Origin of the sequence: Aminipila luticellarii (assembly GCF_004103735.1) — a bacterium.
Lineage (GTDB): Bacteria > Bacillota > Clostridia > Peptostreptococcales > Anaerovoracaceae > Aminipila > Aminipila luticellarii.
Window position 1 is genome coordinate 1,769,975 of the sequence record NZ_CP035281.1, and the last position, 19,609, is coordinate 1,789,583.

At 43.0% G+C, this 19,609-nt stretch carries 17 protein-coding genes; 4 read left to right on the forward strand and 13 right to left on the reverse strand.

Going from position 1 to position 19,609, the window contains the following annotated elements; all coding sequences use genetic code 11:
- The 4 genes from EQM06_RS08230 to EQM06_RS08245 form a co-directional block, all read right to left on the reverse strand.
- The gene (locus EQM06_RS08230) at positions 1–1,551 is read right to left on the reverse strand and encodes a YifB family Mg chelatase-like AAA ATPase (protein WP_128745853.1); all 1,551 of its coding nucleotides are present in this window, start codon (positions 1,549–1,551) and stop codon (positions 1–3) included.
- 12 nt (positions 1,552–1,563) lie between these two features.
- On the reverse strand, positions 1,564–1,905 hold the full coding sequence (locus tag EQM06_RS08235) for a YraN family protein (RefSeq protein ID WP_128745854.1): 342 nt from the start codon (positions 1,903–1,905) through the stop codon (positions 1,564–1,566).
- A 164-nt stretch (positions 1,906–2,069) separates the two neighbouring features.
- Positions 2,070–2,894 carry a Cof-type HAD-IIB family hydrolase gene (locus EQM06_RS08240; protein ID WP_128745855.1) on the reverse strand — a complete coding sequence of 275 codons (825 nt, stop codon included), beginning with the start codon at positions 2,892–2,894 and terminating at the stop codon, positions 2,070–2,072.
- A 3-nt stretch (positions 2,895–2,897) separates the two neighbouring features.
- Positions 2,898–3,488 carry an MBL fold metallo-hydrolase gene (locus EQM06_RS08245; protein WP_128745856.1) on the reverse strand — a complete coding sequence of 197 codons (591 nt, stop codon included), beginning with the start codon at positions 3,486–3,488 and terminating at the stop codon, positions 2,898–2,900.
- A gap of 198 nt (positions 3,489–3,686) precedes the next feature.
- Here EQM06_RS08245 and trkA point away from each other — a divergent pair, with 198 nt between their 5' ends.
- From trkA to EQM06_RS08265, 4 genes are all read left to right on the forward strand, one after another.
- The gene (trkA, locus tag EQM06_RS08250) at positions 3,687–5,057 is read left to right on the forward strand and encodes a Trk system potassium transporter TrkA (protein ID WP_128745857.1); all 1,371 of its coding nucleotides are present in this window, start codon (positions 3,687–3,689) and stop codon (positions 5,055–5,057) included.
- Between the two features lie 6 nt (positions 5,058–5,063).
- On the forward strand, positions 5,064–6,533 hold the full coding sequence (locus EQM06_RS08255; RefSeq protein ID WP_128745858.1) for a TrkH family potassium uptake protein: 1,470 nt from the start codon (positions 5,064–5,066) through the stop codon (positions 6,531–6,533).
- Between the two features lie 12 nt (positions 6,534–6,545).
- Positions 6,546–8,012 carry a TrkH family potassium uptake protein gene (locus EQM06_RS08260; RefSeq protein ID WP_128745859.1) on the forward strand — a complete coding sequence of 489 codons (1,467 nt, stop codon included), beginning with the start codon at positions 6,546–6,548 and terminating at the stop codon, positions 8,010–8,012.
- Between the two features lie 113 nt (positions 8,013–8,125).
- Entirely contained in the window at positions 8,126–8,548 is a 423-nt protein-coding gene (locus EQM06_RS08265; RefSeq protein WP_128745860.1) for a CBS domain-containing protein, read from the forward strand.
- A gap of 100 nt (positions 8,549–8,648) precedes the next feature.
- Here EQM06_RS08265 and rnr read toward each other — a convergent pair whose 3' ends face one another.
- From rnr to gap, 9 genes are all read right to left on the reverse strand, one after another.
- On the reverse strand, positions 8,649–10,712 hold the full coding sequence (rnr, locus tag EQM06_RS08270) for a ribonuclease R (protein ID WP_205666534.1): 2,064 nt from the start codon (positions 10,710–10,712) through the stop codon (positions 8,649–8,651).
- A gap of 152 nt (positions 10,713–10,864) precedes the next feature.
- Complete coding sequence (locus EQM06_RS08275) at positions 10,865–11,146, reverse strand: hypothetical protein (protein WP_128745862.1); 282 nt, start codon at positions 11,144–11,146, stop codon at positions 10,865–10,867.
- 213 nt (positions 11,147–11,359) lie between these two features.
- Positions 11,360–12,427, reverse strand: coding sequence for a branched-chain amino acid aminotransferase (locus EQM06_RS08280; RefSeq protein WP_128745863.1), 1,068 nt, complete (start codon positions 12,425–12,427; stop codon positions 11,360–11,362).
- Between the two features lie 301 nt (positions 12,428–12,728).
- A complete protein-coding gene (locus EQM06_RS08285; RefSeq protein ID WP_128745864.1) occupies positions 12,729–14,741 on the reverse strand; it encodes a sodium-translocating pyrophosphatase in 2,013 nt (670 codons plus the stop codon).
- Positions 14,742–14,846: 105 nt separating this feature from the next.
- Positions 14,847–15,077, reverse strand: a complete 231-nt coding sequence (gene secG / locus EQM06_RS08290) for a preprotein translocase subunit SecG (protein WP_128745865.1) — start codon at positions 15,075–15,077, stop codon at positions 14,847–14,849.
- Positions 15,078–15,186: 109 nt separating this feature from the next.
- Entirely contained in the window at positions 15,187–16,479 is a 1,293-nt protein-coding gene (gene eno, locus EQM06_RS08295) for a phosphopyruvate hydratase (RefSeq protein ID WP_128745866.1), read from the reverse strand.
- Positions 16,480–16,498: 19 nt separating this feature from the next.
- Positions 16,499–17,245 (reverse strand): triose-phosphate isomerase, encoded by a 747-nt coding sequence (gene tpiA, locus EQM06_RS08300; protein ID WP_128746830.1) that lies wholly within the window; start codon positions 17,243–17,245, stop codon positions 16,499–16,501.
- A gap of 60 nt (positions 17,246–17,305) precedes the next feature.
- A complete protein-coding gene (locus EQM06_RS08305; protein WP_128745867.1) occupies positions 17,306–18,490 on the reverse strand; it encodes a phosphoglycerate kinase in 1,185 nt (394 codons plus the stop codon).
- A gap of 30 nt (positions 18,491–18,520) precedes the next feature.
- Positions 18,521–19,537, reverse strand: a complete 1,017-nt coding sequence (gene gap, locus EQM06_RS08310) for a type I glyceraldehyde-3-phosphate dehydrogenase (RefSeq protein WP_128745868.1) — start codon at positions 19,535–19,537, stop codon at positions 18,521–18,523.
- Positions 19,538–19,609 lie beyond the last annotated feature (72 nt).

The window sequence follows — 19,609 nt, forward strand, 5'->3', positions numbered from 1 at the left end:
TTATTCACCAAATTCTTTTGTATTCCGATCCGGTACGCGATAGCTCAATGCTTCTGCTACGTGAACCGGCTGGATGTTCTCACTGTTTTCCAAATCTGCAATGGTGCGGGATATTTTAATGACCCTGCTGTAGGCTCTGGCACTTAAAGATAATGTTTTAAAAGCAGATTTCATCAGTTCTTCACTCTTCTCATCCAGTTTACAATACTGTTTCATTAAAGAAGAGGTAAGCTGCGCATTGAATAAAATCGAATGTTTTCTGTACCTCTCCAGCTGCCTTTCCCGAGCCTTCTCTACTTCTCTTCGCATGTCGGAAGAACTGATAAAGGAGGCTTTTTCCTTTTGAGATAAATCCGTATAGTTTACAGGAAGTACCGGAACGTGTAAATCGATTCGATCCAATAACGGCCCTGAAATTTTACTTTTATAGCGATGAATCTGAGACTGTGAACAGGTGCAAGGATGCATCCGGCTTCCCAAATATCCGCAGGGGCAGGGATTACTGGCTGCTACCAGCATGACCTGACACGGAAAACTGAAATTTCCTCCTGATCTGGCTATCGTCACCCAACTATCCTCTAAGGGCTGTCGGAGCATTTCTAAAACATTTTTATTGAACTCAGGAAATTCATCCAAAAATAGAACGCCCAGATGAGCCAAAGACAATTCTCCCGGCATAGGCTTGTTCCCGCCTCCTATCAGGGCTGCTCCTGTCACAGTATGGTGAGGGGCACGAAAAGGCCGGTCCGTTATCATGGGCAAAGCTTTTGACAGCCTGCCTCCGATACTGTATATTTTTGTCACCTCCAGACACTCCTCGTAGGTCATTTCCGGCATGACTGTGGGAATCCGCTTCGCGATCATGGACTTTCCGGATCCCGGCGGTCCCATTAAAAGCATGCCGTGACCACCGGCACAGCAGATCATAACAGCCCGTTTTACTTGTTCTTGTCCTGCCACATCCGAGTAATCCAGGACATGGTTTCTTTCTTTTTTATTGTATCCCATTTCATTCCTTTTCCTGTACAGGAAAATCTCTTTTGTCCTGTCAAAATGTTCCACCAACATATTCAGATTTTCTGCGGGATATAGCTCCACTCCTTTTACCGGAGAGGCTTCCGCCGCATTATCTGCCGGCAGGATAATTTTATGGATTCCGCATTTTTTCAGACCAATAACTAATGGCAGGGCACCGTCTACTCTATGTATACAGCCTGTTAAAGACAGCTCCCCTATAAACGCATAGTCTTTTACGGCATATTCCTTGATGACGCCTATGGAAACCAAAAGTCCTACAGCAATAGGCAGATCAAAATGGCTTCCTTCTTTTTTAGTATTGGCCGGGGATAAATTCACTGTAATTCTTTTAGCCGGGAACATATAACCCGAATTTATAATGGCACTTCGAATCCGCTCTTTTGCTTCTCGCACGGTTATATCCGGCAACCCTACCATGGCAAGAAACGGAAGACCCGGAGCCAGATCCGTCTCCACTGAAACCAACTGAGATTCTAATCCGTGGAGCGTACCCGTATATACTGTTGACAGCATGGCAATCCCCCCTTAAAATGCATTTTCCGTATGACGGATATAGGCTTTTTCACCCTGATACAAAATTTCCACCACGTCAATCCTTCTGTTGATATTTCCTATCTTGTTTTTCATCACATAAAAGGCGGCAACTTTTCGGATATGAAGCTTTTTTGTTTTAGTAACCGCTTCACAGGGCAGCCCATAATTCAGGCTCCTTCTGGTTTTGACCTCTACAAAAACCAAAGTTCGGTCAATGCATGCGATAATATCGATTTCCCCCATTTTACATCTAAAATTGCGTTCCAGCACCTGATAGCCTTTGTTTTGCAAATAGTTAGCGGCAACTTCCTCTCCTTGTAATCCCAAACTCATTTCTTATTCCTCCTGTTTTCACGTTATTTTTACTATATTTTATATTTATTGTAATAATTTGTCAATTAAATTTAAAAAGTGAAGGAACGAAATCAAAAAATCCGACGCCATAAACGACAAAAAAAATCCGACACGCTATGTATCGGATTCAACTGAAAATCAGGCTATTTCAGTGCAAGCTTTTTTATGGCAGCTGCCACACCATCTTCATCATTTGTAGAGGTTATGTATTTTGCCATTCTTTTAATGGATTCCTTGGCATTTCCCATAGCCACCGGCATTCCCGCGACTCTCATCATCTCTTCGTCGTTGGGGCTGTCTCCGCAGGCCATAATATGTTCTGTATGAACACCCAATTTACCGCACAGTTCCCTTAGGGCGGAAGCCTTATTGGTGGTTGCCCCTCCAATCTCAATGTTATGCTCTGAGGAACTGGTCACCGTAATATTAGGGAACCTGATCAATTTTTCTCCCATTCTTCTCCGATCCTGCTGATTGGAAAAATTAATATTGATGTTTTCGATATGTTCTTTATTGCTTATCATCAAATTCAACACATCGGTAAAGGGCTGTCTCGTTCTTTTTACATAATTCATATGGTGTTCCGACATGCCCACCGCCTCCAGATTTTCAAAGAAATATTTTTCTACATAAGCCTTTCCCTTTATAAAAACCTCTATCATGAAATCCTGTTTCTTTAACAGCAAATATAATTGTTCAAGAACTTGAGGATCAATACAGTCCTCATATATCAATTCCTCGCTTCTCAAATCCGTGATAGCAGCCCCATTAGAAGTAATGGCATATTCAATGCCCGGAAGGCTCACCACTTCCTCCGGCAGAGAGCAGCGGGCTCTCCCGGTAGCGATGACTACATGAATCCCGCTTTCAGCCGCTTTATTCAGGGTTTCTTCCGTTGTGGAGGTCAGCTTTCCCTGACTGTTCAGAGTAGTTCCGTCCAGATCCAGTGCAATCAGTTTAATCATCATACATCACCCTATTATATCTAAAAATTCCCGGTTATATTTTCTTACAAATTTCATATTGCACGAATCTCCATGTCCCGGATAAATCTGAATATCATTTTCCCATTTATTTACAACATTCTTTATAGATTCCTTCATTTTATGCTCCGAACCATCTTTCAAATCCGTTCTGCCCAGATCCACGTTAAATATCGTATCGCCGGTAAAGACCAGCCGGCTCTTTTCCGAATAAAAACAAACGCCTCCCTCCGTATGCCCCGGAGTATGGAGGACCATAATTTCTTCCCCGTCCAGATCCAGCTTCATGCCATGCTCCAGAACCGTATCCACATGAGCCTTATACATATCCAAATCGCCCCAATGCATATATACAGGGCACCCTTCAAGCTCTCTCAAACGTTCTACAGCCCCGGTATGATCATAGTGATGATGGGTCAATAAGATTCCCTTTGTTTTTAAATGAAGTTCCTTAATCTGTTTTACAAATTGATCGGCATTATAGCCGGGGTCTATTACAAAGCAGCTTCCGCCTTCTCTTTGAAAGAGAATATATCCGTTGCTTTCCAAATTCCCGCCGACAATTCTTTTTATTTTCATACTTATACCTCTTTCTATGCATACTAATACTGAAAACACCTTTAATTTTAGACTATTTTAATGGTTCTTGCAAATAAATGTTGCCAAAATAAAAAGAAGTGATACAATAGTTCTTACTACTGTGCAAGCAGTAGTACTTTATATGCCATAAGCAGCTTGATTATTCAAGTTAGAATAGATAAAAAAAGAGGAAACCAAATGAAAATAGCTATAGCTGGTGCAGGGAAATTGGGTCTGAAAATTGCCGAATCCCTGCTGGTAGGGAATCATTCCATCACCATTATTGATAAGGATGAAGAAATAACACGTAAATTAAACAGCCATATGGATATATTGACCGTTACTGCAAATGCAAAACAGATCAGCATTTTACAGGAGCTGAATATCGATACATATGATTATTTTCTTGCTGCCACAGACCGGGACGAGAAAAATATCGTAATCGCCAGTTTTGCAAAAAAACTGGGCTGTCCAAAGGTGATCGCAAGAGTCCGGGATCCGGAACATATGAACCAGCTGGATTTTATCAAGGAAACCATGGGCATTGATTATATCGTGAATCCGGATCTTGCCATTACGCTGGAGATTTATAAGTATCTCGTAGAGAAATATACTCTCAGCAACGGTATTTTTTCAAGCGGAAAAGTTTCCCTGCTGGAATTTCCGGTAAAAAAAATGCCTCAAATTATCGGAACATCTATGAGCGACATGGGAAAGCTTTTTCCGGGCATGCTCATGGTCGCCATATCCAGAAGCGGAAAAGTCATTATTCCCCATGGGAACACGGCCATTCAAAAAGGGGACGGACTGTATATTATCGGAGAAAGGCAGCCTATCCAGAAGCTGGCGTCCAAGGTACATGAAAAAGGCAAATATACCAATCTGCAAAAAGTCATGATTATCGGAGGCGGTAAAACTGGGCTTTATCTGGCTCAAAAGCTTTCGGATTTTGGTATCAGTGTAAAAATTATTGAGCGGAATAAATCCCGCTGCCATTACCTGTCGACCCATCTGGACGATGTCATGATCCTTCACGGGGATGCGACCGATATCAATCTTCTGGAAGAGGAAAATCTGAATGATATGGATGCTGTGGTTACAGCTACCGGTTTTGACGAAGAAAACCTTCTGCTTGCACTGACAGCCAAGCAGCACAATATCGAAGATGTCATCGCAAAGGTCAGCCGGGAAAGCTACATCGGACTCATTGAAAAGATGGGTATTGATATGGCGCTAAATCCGTTAAATATTACGTCGGCAAGTATTTTGAGATTCATTCAGGGATCCAAACGGGTGCTTTCCTCTCAGCTCATTCAAGGGCAGGCAGAAATCATGGAAATTATTGCCAGCAAACAGATGGCTCTTATCGGCATTCCGATAAAAAATTTAAAGCTTCCGGAGGGCGTTATTATTGCTGCCATTCACCGGGGAATTCAGGTGGTTATTCCTACGGGGGAGACGAGGATTCAGGAAGATGATAAAGTCATCATTCTTTGCCTTTTATCGGAGCTCCCGGATTTGGAAAAGTTTTTAAGCAGCACCAGAATAGGATTTTTAAGCAGGAGATAATTTCTTATGAATTTAAATATGAAAGCATTTATCAGAGCCTTAGGAGTTCTTATGATGATTATGGGGGCAACCATGGTATTGCCCCTTATTGTTTCTGTGATGTATCATGAATCCCACACGGCTTTATCCTTTATAGGCACCATTATCCCCACATCTGCCATTGGATTGATCCTGTACCGTAAAGTGATTCCTGCCCAAAACGCTATGACCGTTCGCGACGGCTATCTTACGGTATCCGTCTGCTGGATACTGGCATCGCTTATAAGCGCGATACCCTTTGTGTTATCCGGAGCTATTCCAAATATTTTTGATGCATTTTTTGAATGCTCTTCCAGCTTGACCACTACCGGAGCCTCTGCGTTATCCGATGTAGAAAGCCTGCCCCAGGGCATCCTTTTCTGGCGTGCTTTTACCAACTGGCTTGGGGGGATGGGCATTTTGGTCTTTGCGGCTGCCGTTCTTCCTTCTCTGGGAATCAACGCCAACATTCTCGCTGCTACAGAAGCCCCGGGTCCTACTATGGACAAAATCAAGCCAAAGATTTCGGACTCCGCCAAAAACCTGTACATTATTTATACCATATTTACGGTGGCAGAAATCATACTCCTGATGCTGGCGGGTATGAATATTTTCGACGCGGCCACCCACACTTTTGGTTCTGTGGGTACCGGCGGTTTCTCAAACTATAACAACAGCATCGCACATTTTAACAGCGCTCCCATAGAAATGATCATAACGGCTTTTATGATCTTATCCGGTGTAAATTTTAATCTGTATTTTTACAGCTTTAAACGGCAGGGCGGTATCCGCAATCTTCTTGCAGATGAAGAATTCAAGGTGTATATCATCATTATCGCTGTAGTTTCGGCTCTGATCAGTGTCAATCTGTGGCTCTCCCACACTTACCAAAGCTGGGGACAAGCCTTTCGGTTTTCCATCTTTCAAACGGCATCCATATTGACGACGACAGGCTCTGTATCAGCTGATTATGATTTTTGGCCCACTTTCAGCAAAATGCTGATTTTTACCCTTATGTTCATCGGAGGCTGTTCCTCTTCAACGGCAGGCGGAGTCAAGGTGGTCCGGTTTTTGGTGATCTTCAAGCTGATCATCAGAAGCATTCAAGTGAGATTGCATCCCAACGCCATTATTTCCATAAAGATCAACGATAAAAAACTGAGCATTGACACGGTGTCTGAAATCGCCAATTTTATGTTTCTTCATATATTAGTGGTGGCGGTCTCCACACTCATAGTAAGCTTGGACGGATACGATATCATAACGAATTTCAGCGCCGTTCTGACCTGTATCGGCAATATAGGCCCCGGATTTAATCTGGTGGGGCCTTCCATGAATTTCAGCATTTTTTCAAATGCCGTAAAATTCTTATTGTCCTTTGTGATGCTTGCCGGGCGTCTTGAGCTTTATGCTTTTATTGTACTTTTTATGCCTAGATTCTGGCAGCAGAACAAATAGAGAGGTTTTATTATGTCGTTTAACTATCGCATGATTTTAAAATTTATCAGCATTATACCGATCATTATGGGGCTTTCTATGCTCGTACCTGCCGTTACCGCTTTATATTACGGGGAGTGGGAGGAATTTAAGGTATTCATGGCATTGGCTGTCACAATGGTTTTTATTGCTTATGCAGTCTTTTATTTTTTGCGTTCGGCAAGGGGAATTATACGAATGCGGGACGGATATCTGATCGTTTTCACAGGCGGACTCACTGCCTGCCTGTTGGGTGCGCTCCCGTATCTGGCCTGCGATCACACGATCTCCGTTATTGATTGCCTCTTTGAATCCATATCCTCTTTGACTACCACCGGCGCGACTCTTTTTGACTTGGGCGTCCTGCCCAAAAGTCTTCTTCTATGGAAAATGGTCTGCAACTGGCTGGGCGGCATAGGCTTTCTGATTCTGTGCGTCTCTGTCCTGCCGGCTTTTGGTATGGAGGGGAAAACCTTGGCTCAATCCGAGGTTCCCGGTCAGATTTTAGGCAAAATAACCAATCGGACCTCTGATTCAGCAAAATACCTCTATATTATATATATTGCGTTTACAGCAGCAGAATTTCTTCTTCTTTGGATGGGACCGATGAATATTTTTGACGCACTGGTCAACACGCTGAGCAGCGTAAGCACCAGCAGCTTAGGCGATATAAACCAGACCTTCTCCCATTACGGCAGCTTTTATAATGATGTAGTCATCGGAACCTTTACCTTACTGGCATCTTTAAATTTTACCCTGTATTTTCTTATAATCCACGGAAGCTGGAAAGCTGTTCTGACAAACATCGAACTGAGGACCTTTCTGTTTCTCATCGTTTTAGGCGCTGTTCTTGTCACGCTGAACCTGTACTGGACCAAGACCTACGACTTTACAGAATCCATCAGATACGGCGTATTTCAGGTGATTTCCATGGCCACCACCGCCGGCTTTTCCATTACGGGCTATGCTGATTGGCCGTCTTTCAGTTTGGTCATACTGACTATTCTGATGCTAATCGGCGGCTGTTCCTTTTCCACAGCCAGCGGAATAAAGGTCATCCGTTTTCTTGTCATGTGTAAATTGATTGCCAGAGGATTTACCAGAAGGATTCATCCCCGCTCCGTGGTTGCCGTAAAAGTCGGCAGTAATGCGGTGTCAGCCCTCAGAGTATCCTATACTACCGTGTTTATTATGGTCTATTTTATTTTAATCGTTTTTGCAAGTATTCTTTTGTCCCTGCAAAACCTGGATCTGCTGACTACGCTCTCCACCGCCATAGCTATGATTTCCAATGTAGGAATTGGCTTTGGCGATGTGGCTACGGGAAATTTCAGCATCTACTGTGAACCCTTGCGTCTGGTTTTATGTCTGCTCATGATTATCGGCAGATTGGAACTGTTCACGGTAATTACCTTATTCATGCCATCCTTTTGGCGGCCCGACAAGTATAGAAACTATTAATGGAAATGTGCTTTCCCATGGCATAAAAAAACAGAAAAAAAGCAAACTACTAAAGTAGTTTGCTTTTTGCATACTTTCCAGTCCATTTACTGTTTACGAAAGGAGTTTTTTTTATGTTGGTAAAAGACATTATGACCTCATGTGTCAGCTGTGTTCGGGCAGACAGTCCCATTTCACAAGTCGCAAAACAAATGAAACAGGAAAACATCGGCTCTATTCCCGTCTGCAATGATTCCGGCCGTGTCCTGGGAATTATTACAGACAGAGACATCGTCCTTCGGGCTGTTGCTGAAGGAAATCAGAATCTGAAAGCTCAGGATGTTATGTCGCAAAATATTACCTGTGCCACACCGAGCATGAATGCTCACGACGCTGCTCTGCTGCTCTCTAATCACCAGATCAGGCGATTACCTGTAGTATCTAACGACAGACTGGTAGGCATTGTCGCTTTAGGTGATATCGCACAAAAAAATATTTTAGTGGATGAAGCAGGAGATGCTCTCTCCGCTATATCAAAACCAAACGGCCTGAGTTGATCTCCCCGTTTTGAAGATTTGCAAGCCATCATAAATGTGGCTTGCAAATCTCATACATAAATTCAACAGCTTTATCTACCAGAAACTTTCAGTTTCCTCCTTATTTTTCCTCTGCCATCGCAAAATCGATCTCTCTGTCCTCTACATTCGCTCTTAATACCTGTATCTTTACCTTATCTCCCAACGTAAAAATTTTATTGGTCCGTTGGCCTATAAATCGATATTTAGCCTGCTCATAATCATAGTAGTCATCCTTCAAGCTTTCTATCCTGACCAGACCTTCTATGGTATTGGGCAGCTCCACATAAAAACCATATGTGGTAATTCCGCTGATCACACCTTCAAAGCACTCCCCGATATGGTATGACATATACTCCGTCTTTTTAAGCTTTTCCACTTCCCGTTCCAATTCTTGAGCATGCCGTTCTGCCTTTGAGGAAAGATCTGAGGCCATATCTGCTTTTTTCCGAAGCTGCTTGTTTCTTTTCTCACTTACACCGCCATCAATGATTTCTTTTATGATCCGGTGTATGATTAAATCCGGATAACGCCTGATAGGAGAAGTAAAATGACAATAATATTTAACGCCCAGTCCAAAATGGCCGTCACAGGAGACATCATAGAATGCCTTTTTCATAGACCGGAGCATAACCGTATTCACTACATTTTCATAAGACTGTCCCTTTACTTCTTTCAGTATGTCACTGAGAATTTTCGGATGAATATTTTCAGTATTGCCCTTTATGGCGATACCAAAACCTCTGACAAAATTTTTAAATTCATCCATTCGGTCCGGTGCAGGCTTTTCATGCACACGATAAACAAACGGAACCTCCATCCAATAGAAATGCTCAGCGATCGTCTCGTTGGCAATCAACATAAATTCTTCAATAATCTGATTTGCGATACGCCTTTCCGCCGTTTCCACCGTAACCGGAATGCCGGCATCATCCAGTGTGATATAGGCTTCGTCAAAATCAAAATCCAGACTTCCTCTCAGATCTCTCCTCTTATGAAGAATATCTGCCAGTTCTTTCATGGACAAAATGTCTTTATAGATATCGTCGTATTTGGAAATCAGATCTACCGCATTTTTTTCAAGCATATCCGAAACATCATCATAAACCATGCGGTGAGCCGAATGGATAATACTCTTAAAAATATCGTGGCGTACCACTTCTCCCGTAGAGTCTATTTCCATGGAAATAGAAAGAGTCAATCGGTCCACACCTTCATTCAGACTGCATATGCCATTGGAAAGAGCTTTTGGCAGCATAGGAATGACCTGATCTACCAGATAAACACTGGTCCCCCGCTTCAGAGCCTCCTTATCCATAGGTCCGTCCTCTGCCACATAGTGGCTTACATCGGCTATGTGTACTCCTAACAAATAGTTGCCGTTACTTAACTTTTCAATAGAAATGGCATCATCCAAATCTTTGGCGTCTGCCCCGTCTATGGTAATAATTTTCTTTTGTCTAAGATCTGTTCTTCCCTTGCGTTCTTCTTCCCTTATAGCCTCGAAGCCTTCTTCTCCTTGCTGCTTTACCTTAGAAACAGCCTTTGCCTCGGCATTTACTCTGCTTGGAAAGGTCTGGAATAAATTGTACTGTCTGATCAGCGCTTTAATGTCTCCTCCTGTTTCTCCAAACCGACTGATTATTTCAGTAATTTTTCCCTCTGCATTGTTTCCTTCTTCCGGATATTTCGTAATTTGCACAACTACCTTATCACCGGTCTCCGCATTTTTCCAATCGCTTTTTTTAACAAATACGTCCTCATTGGTAAAATGCTTATCATCCGGTACTACAAATCCAAACCGTTTATTTTTTTCGAAGGTTCCTACGATTTCTTTTACCCCGTGCGAAATGATTTTATCGATAACACCTTCTCTCGATCGGTTGTCCTTTTCTTTTGCAGACAAGACAACAGACACCAGATCACCGTTCATCGCTCCATTTAAATTTTTTCCCGCAATAAAAATATCCTGTTTTTCTTTTTCACTTTCAGGACTTTCCTCACTGGGTTCAGGCGTGACAAAGCCAAATCCTTTTTTATTCTTTAATAAGATTCCCTGCACCGTTTCTTCTTTTTTATGAGAACTGCTGCGCCTCTTTATAAACGGTACACCGGATTTTTGTTTTTCTTTTTTCTTTTTATCCATTATTATTTTACTCATATGTTCAGTATACCACAATTTCATTTTAAAAAGCATTTTTTATATGTAGGAAATACTGAAAACGGTATAGAGAAAAAATCCTTATTATCTCTTAAATATAAAGGATGGCAAACAGCCACCCTTTATCCTTTTATTGATTATAGATTATTATTGTTGTTATTATCCACAGCGCCGTCTGTTGTTACCAGATCTTTAGCCGCATCACCGGCATTATCCGCAGCATCTTTAATATCGTCACCAGCTTCATTTAAATTTTTATTTGCGTCGTCGTTTGTGCCATTTGTTGTGCCATTATCATCTGTTACGGTATTCGGTGTATTGGGATCTGTCGTTGTTCCGTCATCATTATTGCTGCATGCGGCAAAGACCATTAGAGCGATAACCAATAAAAGTCCCAGAAAAATTCGTCTTTTCTTCATTGCTTCAAACTCCTCTCTTTTTTCTCAGTCTTAGTATGGTCAAAATATAGTTTTTTACTCCTGCTAAAATATAAAATTCAAAACTAAATTCGCTAATTCCTGTTTTTTAATGTAATAATTTTAAAAAAATTTTTTACATTAAAAAAAGCAAAGCCCCATAACAAGACTTTGCTTCCATGCTGTATATATTTTTATTAAATGCGCCAAGAGGTTTTACACTTCAACGGTCCATCCCAGTTTATCTTCCACTTCGCCAATTTGAAGTCCATAAAGTTCATCGTAAAGTTTCTGGGATAATTCACCAATCTCCCCATTATTTATCGTAACCTTTTCACCCTTCCATGAAAGCTCTCCTACAGGCGATATAACCGCTGCTGTACCCGTTGCAAACATTTCAACCAGCTTTCCGGACTTTCCTGCTTCAAAAACTTCATCAATGGTCATTCTTCTTTCAGAAACCTTCATTCCCCACTGCTTTAAAAGATTTATAACAGAATCTCTTGTAATACCCGGCAGAATAGTTCCGGTAAGCGGTGCAGTGACAACTTCGTCTCCTATCTTAAAGAAAGCGTTAGAGGTCCCAATCTCTTCTACATATTTTCTTTCCACACCGTCCAGCCACAGAACCTGCTCATACCCGCTTTCATGGGCTTTCTCCTGAGACTTAAGGCTGGCGGCATAGTTCCCGCCTATTTTAGCGGCACCAGTCCCCCCCGGTGTAGCTCTTACAAATTCATTCTCTACATAAATCTTTGTCGGCGCCAGACCCCCTTCATAATAAGGTCCCACCGGACTTAAGATAATCATAAATAAGAAATGGTCTGCCGGTCTCACCCCTAGAAAAGGTTCATCAGCAATGATAAACGGACGCACGTATAGGGAAGTGCCTTTCTTACTTGGAATCCATTCTCTGTCAACGCCTACAACGGCTTTTATCGCTTCCACAAATAATTCTTCGTCTATGTGGGGAATACACATTCTTTCATTGGTGTTTGTCGTTCTCCTCGCGTTCATATCCGGTCTGAATAAAAGAACTCTTCCATCCTTTGATTTATATGCTTTCAAGCCTTCGAACATCTCCTGAGCATAATGAAAAACCGCAGCAGCAGGGTCGAGCTGAAGCGGAGCATAGGGTTGAATTCTTCCGTTATGCCAGCCTTGCTCCGGACTATACTCCATCATAAACATATGATCGGTAAAAATCTGTCCAAAACGCAAGGTATCCGGATCTGGTTTCTCTTTCGGATGCGTTGTTTTTATTACTGGAAAATTGTATTTCATGACTATCCTTCCTCTCTTGTCGCTATATATTTAAATCGTTTAGATTTGCTTTGTTCTTTACTATAATAATACTTATTTGTTGGATAGTCAATAATTTTTTGTTATTTTTAACAATATATTTTTATATTATTTGTTTTTAATTACAATTATAATTGTTTTATATCATAATAAAAGTGAGTATTTTTCAGATATTTTCAACATTTTTTTGTTATCTACAGCCATTGCGGGCAGAACTCTTCTGTCGTTCCGCACTAAAAATACCGCCTCTTTCGAAGCGGTATCCTAATCACCCTATAACCGATTAAATCAATCCACCTATCGCTGCAAATAAAGGGGAAAAGACAATAGCTACAATCGTCATGAATTTAATCAAAATATTAATGGACGGCCCGGCAGTATCTTTTAACGGGTCTCCCACCGTATCCCCTACAACTGCCGCCTTATGGATATCCGAACCCTTACCGCCGAAATGACCTTCCTCAATATACTTTTTCGCATTGTTCAATGCACTTCCGGCGTTGGCCATCATGATAGAAAGCAGGACGCCTGCCGGAAGAACTCCGACAAGCATGCCTCCCAAGGCTTCCGAGCCAAAAATAATGCCCACTGCCAGAGGAGCGATGATAGCCAGTAAACCCGGTGCTACCATTTCTTTTAGGGCAGCCTTAGCCGAAATATCCACACAGGTCGCATAATCTGGACTGGATATTCCCTCCATAATGCCCTTATCTGAACTGAACTGCCTTCGCACTTCTTCAATAATCAGATTGGCCGCCTTTCCTACAGAATTCATCGTCAGAGAAGTAAATAAGAAAGGAAGCATAGCACCGATAAAGATTCCGATAATGACCATTGGATCAAGCAAGCTGAGTTCTTTAATCCCTGAAACCTTTACATAGGATATGAACAAGGCAAGGGAAGTAAGTGCCGCAGATGCATTGGCAAATCCTTCTCCCACAGCCGCTGCTTTATTTCCTGCGGCATCTAACCTATCTGTGATTTTTCTGACTTCCTCAGGAAGTTCGCTCATTTCTGCAATCCCCCCGGCATTATCCGATACAGGTCCGTACACGGCCATTGCTACAGCCATTGCGGTCGTGGAAAGCATACCAACGGCAAAGAGCGCAATTCCATACAACCCGGCAAATTGAAATGCCGTATAAATTCCGGCTGCAATAAATAAAATCGGCCATACGGTAGACATCATACCGACGCCTAACCCTGAAATAATTGTAGTAGCCGCACCGGTTTTAGATTGTTCTGCAATGTTTTTCACATACCTGTAATCACCAGAGGTATATACTTCCGTAATCTTCTCTATTATCACCCCGCAAATCAGTCCTGCAACAATTGCAACCGCATACCTGCAGCTGCCCAACATGAGTCTTGAGACGAGAAAGGAAGCAATAAAAACTACCAGACTTGAAAGGTATATTCCCATATTGAGAGCCTGTGAAGGATTTCCTCTTTCCTTGCTTCTCACGCCCATAATACCAATGAGGGAAGCAAAGATGCCTACAGCACCCATAACAAGCGGAAATAAAGCGGCTGCCGTTTCATTAAAGGCTCCATGAGAATTGGCCGCTGCCACTGCCGCCAGAATAATGGCTGCAATAATCGAGCTGACATAGGACTCGAAAAGATCCGAACCCATACCAATGACATCCCCCACATTATCTCCTACATTATCGGCTATAACCGCCGGATTTCTATAATCATTCTCCGGAATACCGACCTCTACTTTGCCCACCAGATCTGCACCCACGTCTGCAGCCTTCGTATAAATACCTCCGCCTACGCGTCCGAACAGCGCTATGGTAGATGCACCTAAGCCGAACCCCGTAATGCACTGCACTACTGTTGCCATCTCTAATGTAACAAAGATGGCACTTAATCCAAGAAGTCCCAATCCGGTTACACAAAGTCCCATCACAGAACCGGATCTGAAAGCAACCTTAAGCGCTTTGCTCATTCCCGATTCCAGTGCTGCGTTGGCTGTTCTCACATTACCCTTTGTGACAATGTTCATGCCGCAGTATCCGGCAAGCAGGGAAAGCAGAGCTCCAATTACATAAAGGATGCCGGAAATCCAGTTGATCAGAATTCCGATCAGCAAGGCGAGCACTACAAGTACGATAGTCATCGTCTTGTATTCCCGCTTCAGAAAGGTCATTGCTCCTTCTCTGATGTAGCCGGACACCTTCTTCATTCGTTCATTGCCTTCATGAACTCTGTTGATCCATGCTGTAAGGGCATAAGCAAATACCAGAGCAATAATTGCCGCAGCAATGGCCGTCAGAGCAAAAATACTCATAATACGTTCTCCCTCCTTAACAACATTTAAGAGGCGTCCCAGACACCTCTTAAAGCAAAATAATATATTCAATTTTCAGTCTATAATAAGGATCTTAACGATCAATTATTCAATAGTAACTAATGCTAACGAAACAACAATAAAACAAACGGCTGCCACTGTAGTAATTTTGTTCAAAATAGCTTCGTATCCCTTACTCTTCTTCTTGCCGAACAGCTGCTCCGCACCGCCTCCGATTGAACCGGACAGTCCTGCACTGTTTCCGGATTGCAACAAAATACTTGCAATCAAAACAATACTGGCAACTGCAAGCACGATCATAAGAAATGTTTTCATCTCTGCACCTCCTATACATGATTAACTTCTAAAGTCTACCACAAGTCCCCTAAAAAATCAAGGCTTTTTCCAGTCAAGCTGAAAAAAGCCTGTTTAATAATTTGCTCGACTACCCTCGCAAATTGTAGAACGCGGACATCCCGGCATACTGACCGGAGGTATCCAGCAGTTCTTCGATTCGAAGCAGCTGATTGTATTTTGCGATTCGGTCGGTTCTTGACAGGGAGCCTGTTTTTATTTGTCCCGCATTTAAACCTACTACGATATCGGCGATGGTCACATCCTCTGTTTCTCCGCTTCTATGGGAAACTACGGCCGTATACCCTGCTCTCTTAGCCATTTCAATGGCATCAAAGGTTTCGGTCAGCGTACCGATCTGGTTTACCTTAATCAGAATGGAGTTTGCTACGCCCTTCTTAATTCCATCCGCCAGCCTTTCCGTATTTGTTACGAACAGATCGTCGCCCACCAGCTGAATCTTTTTTCCGAGTTTATCTGTCAACAGCTTCCAGCCATCCCAGTCGTCTTCGGCAAGACCGTCCTCAATAGAAATAATCGGATATTTGGAAACAAGCATTTCATAATAAGCTACCATTTCCTCCGCTGTTCTGGTCACGCCTTCTCCTGTTAAGTTATAAGACTTTGTCTTTTCATCATAGAATTCACTTGCGGCGGCGTCCAATGCAAGCATAATATCCTTACCCGGTTCATATCCGGCTTTTTCGATTGCTTCAATAATAACCTGAATGGCTTCTTCGTTGGTTGCAAGATTTGGCGCGAATCCGCCTTCATCCCCAACGGATGTATTGAGCCCCTTTCCTTTGAGAACCGACTTTAAATTATGAAATACCTCCGCACCCATTCGCAGGGCTTCTCTGAAAGTAGGAGCCCCTACCGGCATAATCATGAATTCCTGAATATCTACCGTGTTGTCCGCATGGGAACCGCCGTTCAAAATATTCATCATAGGCGTAGGAAGTGTCTTTCCGTTCACACCGCCAAGATACTGAAACAACGGAAGACCTAAGCTGTCCGCTGCCGCATCGGCGGCAGCCATGGATACGGCCAGAATAGCATTTGCTCCAAGCTTTCCTTTATTGGGTGTTCCGTCCAGATCAATCAACAGCTTATCCAGTCCCACCTGATCTAAAACATTGTATCCGATTATTTCCTCCGCAATAATATCATTAACATTTTCAACAGCCTTTAAGGTTCCCTTTCCCAAATACCGTTCTTTGTCGCCGTCTCTAAGCTCTACAGCTTCGTGTATGCCGGTCGAAGCACCGGAAGGCACAATGGCGCGTCCCATACTTCCGTCTTCAAGATAGATTTCTACCTCCACCGTTGGATTTCCTCTGGAATCAAGCACCTCACGTGCAATTACATCTTCTATAAATGGCATCTAGTTACCTCCCATATATCTAAAAATTTACAATTTGAATAAACTCTTCCGGCACCAGACTGGCACCGCCTACCAAAGCTCCGTCGATTTCTTCCATATTCATGATTTCTGTAGCATTGGAAGGTTTTACACTTCCCCCATATTGAATAATGGTCTTATCTGCCACAATCTCACCATATAGTCCGTCTATGACGTCTCGGATAAACCCGCACATTTCATTGGCCTGTTCTGGTGAGGCAGTCCTTCCGGTTCCTATGGCCCAGATAGGCTCATAAGCGATTACTAGAACCTCTGCCTGAGCTGCTGTGATTTCTTCCAACCCTTTGACCAGCTGTGATTTCACCACATCAAAGGCTCGGTCTGCATCTCTCTCCTCCAGACTCTCTCCCACACAGAGAATCGGCGTAATACCTGCCAAAAAAGCCTTGTGCAGTTTCTTATTTACGGTTTCATCCGTTTCGGCGAAAAGCTGTCTTCTTTCAGAGTGACCGATAATGCAATAGTCCACGCCAATTTCTTGAAGCATAGCCGCCGATATTTCTCCTGTAAAAGCTCCTTCCTCTGCAAAATGCATATTCTGAGCTCCCACTTTAATATCCGTTCCTTTAAAAGCTTCCTTTAAAGCTCCTAATTGAGTAAAAGGCGCACATATGGCAACCTGAATATCTGAGCTTTCATATATTTTTTTAAAAGACGCCGCAAAAGCTTTTGCTTCCTCAGTCGTTTTAAACATTTTCCAATTTCCTGCTATCAGGGGTTTTCTAATCATGAGCTCCTCCTTTTTTCGCTTCCGCATGATCAATAAAAATCTCAATGGATCTGATTTCTATTTCTCCTGCAAACAGGCAATACCCGGAAGGATTTTTCCCTCCAGAAATTCGAGAGAAGCCCCGCCGCCTGTTGAAATATGAGTCATTTTATCCGCCAGACCAAACTGCTCTACCGCTGCCGCAGAATCCCCGCCGCCTATAACGGTGATGCCGCCGCATTCCGAAAGAGCTCTGGCCACCGCAATGGTGCCCTCCGCGAAATTAGGCATTTCAAATACACCTACCGGTCCATTCCATACAACCGTCTTCGCACTTCTGACTTCCTCCGCAAAAAGCTTTTGGGTTTTAGGACCGATATCCAGTCCCATCATCCCCGCCGGAATTTGATCCATGTCGCAATAAGCGGCCACAGAGTCGTTTGCAAATTCTTTTGCTACTTTTATATCAACTGGCAAAAGCAGCTTAACACCCATGGAGTCTGCCTTTTTAAGAAGCTCTGCCGCCAGTCCCACATTCTCGGCATCCAGAATGGAGGTTCCGATTTCGTAGCCTTTGGCCTTAAAGAAGGTATAGGCCATACCTCCTCCGATAATGAGGGTATCCACCTTCTTCAAAAGATTCTCTATGACCAGAATCTTATCTCCTACCTTGGCACCGCCCATAATAGCCACGAACGGTCTTTCCGGATTCTCCACAGCATTGCCCAGGAACTGAACTTCTTTTTCAATTAAAAAGCCTGAAACAGCCGGAAGATAATCCGCTATGCCTGCCGTGGAGGAATGAGCCCTGTGTGCCGTTCCAAAGGCATCGTTTACAAAAATGTCTGCCAGTCCTGCCAGCTCCTTTGAAAATTCCGTACCATTTTTGGTTTCTTCTTTTCTAAAGCGAACATTTTCAAGAAGCATCACTTCACCGGCTTTCAGGCTGCCCGCTTTTTCTTTCACCTCTTCATTTACCACCTCAGGCGTACTGATAAAGCAAATGTCCTTGTTCAAGAGCTGGCCAAGCCTTTCCGCAACAGGATTCAGCGTATATTTCATGTCTGCTGTTCCCTCAGGCCGCCCCAAATGAGACATCAGGATTACCTTCGCCCCCTTTTCAATCAAATATTTAATTGTAGGCATGGCAGAAGTAATTCGAATATCATCTGTAATGGCGCCATCCTGCATGGGCACATTAAAATCACATCTGACAATCACCGTTCTTCCCGAAACTTCAATATCCCTTACGGTTTTTTTCATATTCTGATCTCCCCAAATCATAGTTTTTTATTATGCTCTGTCTACCTTATACATATGCTGAATCAGCATAAGAATCTTACTGGAATAACCGTACTCATTATCATAAAAGGCGATAAGCTTTACAAATTTTTCATTCAGCATGATGCCTTCTCTGGCATCAAAGATGGAAGTATGCGGATCCCCGATAAAATCACTGGACACGACCTCATCATCCACATATTCGATGACATCCTTCATAGCTCCTTCGGAAGCCTCTTTTACCTTACGGCAGATATCTTCGTAGGAAGCAGGGTTTTTCAGCTGTACATTCAAATCGATTACAGAAACATCCGCCACCGGAACTCTGTATGAAATACCGGTCATCTTTCCCTGCACGGAAGGAATGACAAGGCCAACAGCTTTAGCAGCTCCCGTCGAGGAAGGAATAATATTGCCGAAAGAAGATCGTCCGGTTCTCCAGTCTTTCATGGAACGGGCGTCAACCACCTTTTGCTTGGCCGTAGCCGCATGAATGGTAGACATCAGTCCCTGTTCAATTCCCCAGTTATCCTCCAGTACCTTTACCAGCGGAGCCAGACAGTTTGTTGTACAGGATGCATTGGAAACCACATGAATATCTTTGTTGTAAGCTTCATGGTTCACCCCCATTACATAAGTAGGCGTGACCTTATCTTTTGCCGGTGCCGATATGATGACTTTTTTCGCACCCGCTTTGATATGCTTCATGGATGCTTCTGTCGTAACATACGCACCCGTAGCTTCTACTATGTATTCTGCTCCGCATTCCGCCCAAGGAATGTTCTCGGCATCACTTTCGCTGTATACAGGAACTTTTTTACCGTCGATAATCAGTCCCTTATCGTATACATCCAGGCTCTTTGGAAATCTTCCAAAAATAGTATCGTACCTAAGCATATATACCATATACTCTAAATCTGCATTACGTACATTGATTCCGCATATTTCGATGTCCTCAAAGTCCATCGCTGCACGTATTACAACTCGTCCGATACGACCGAACCCACTAATGCCAACTTTAATCGCCATTTTCTCTCCTCCTAGCATTCTCTGCTCTTAACATTTTTTTAAACTTTCAACCTTTGCTTAACCTTGCAATTC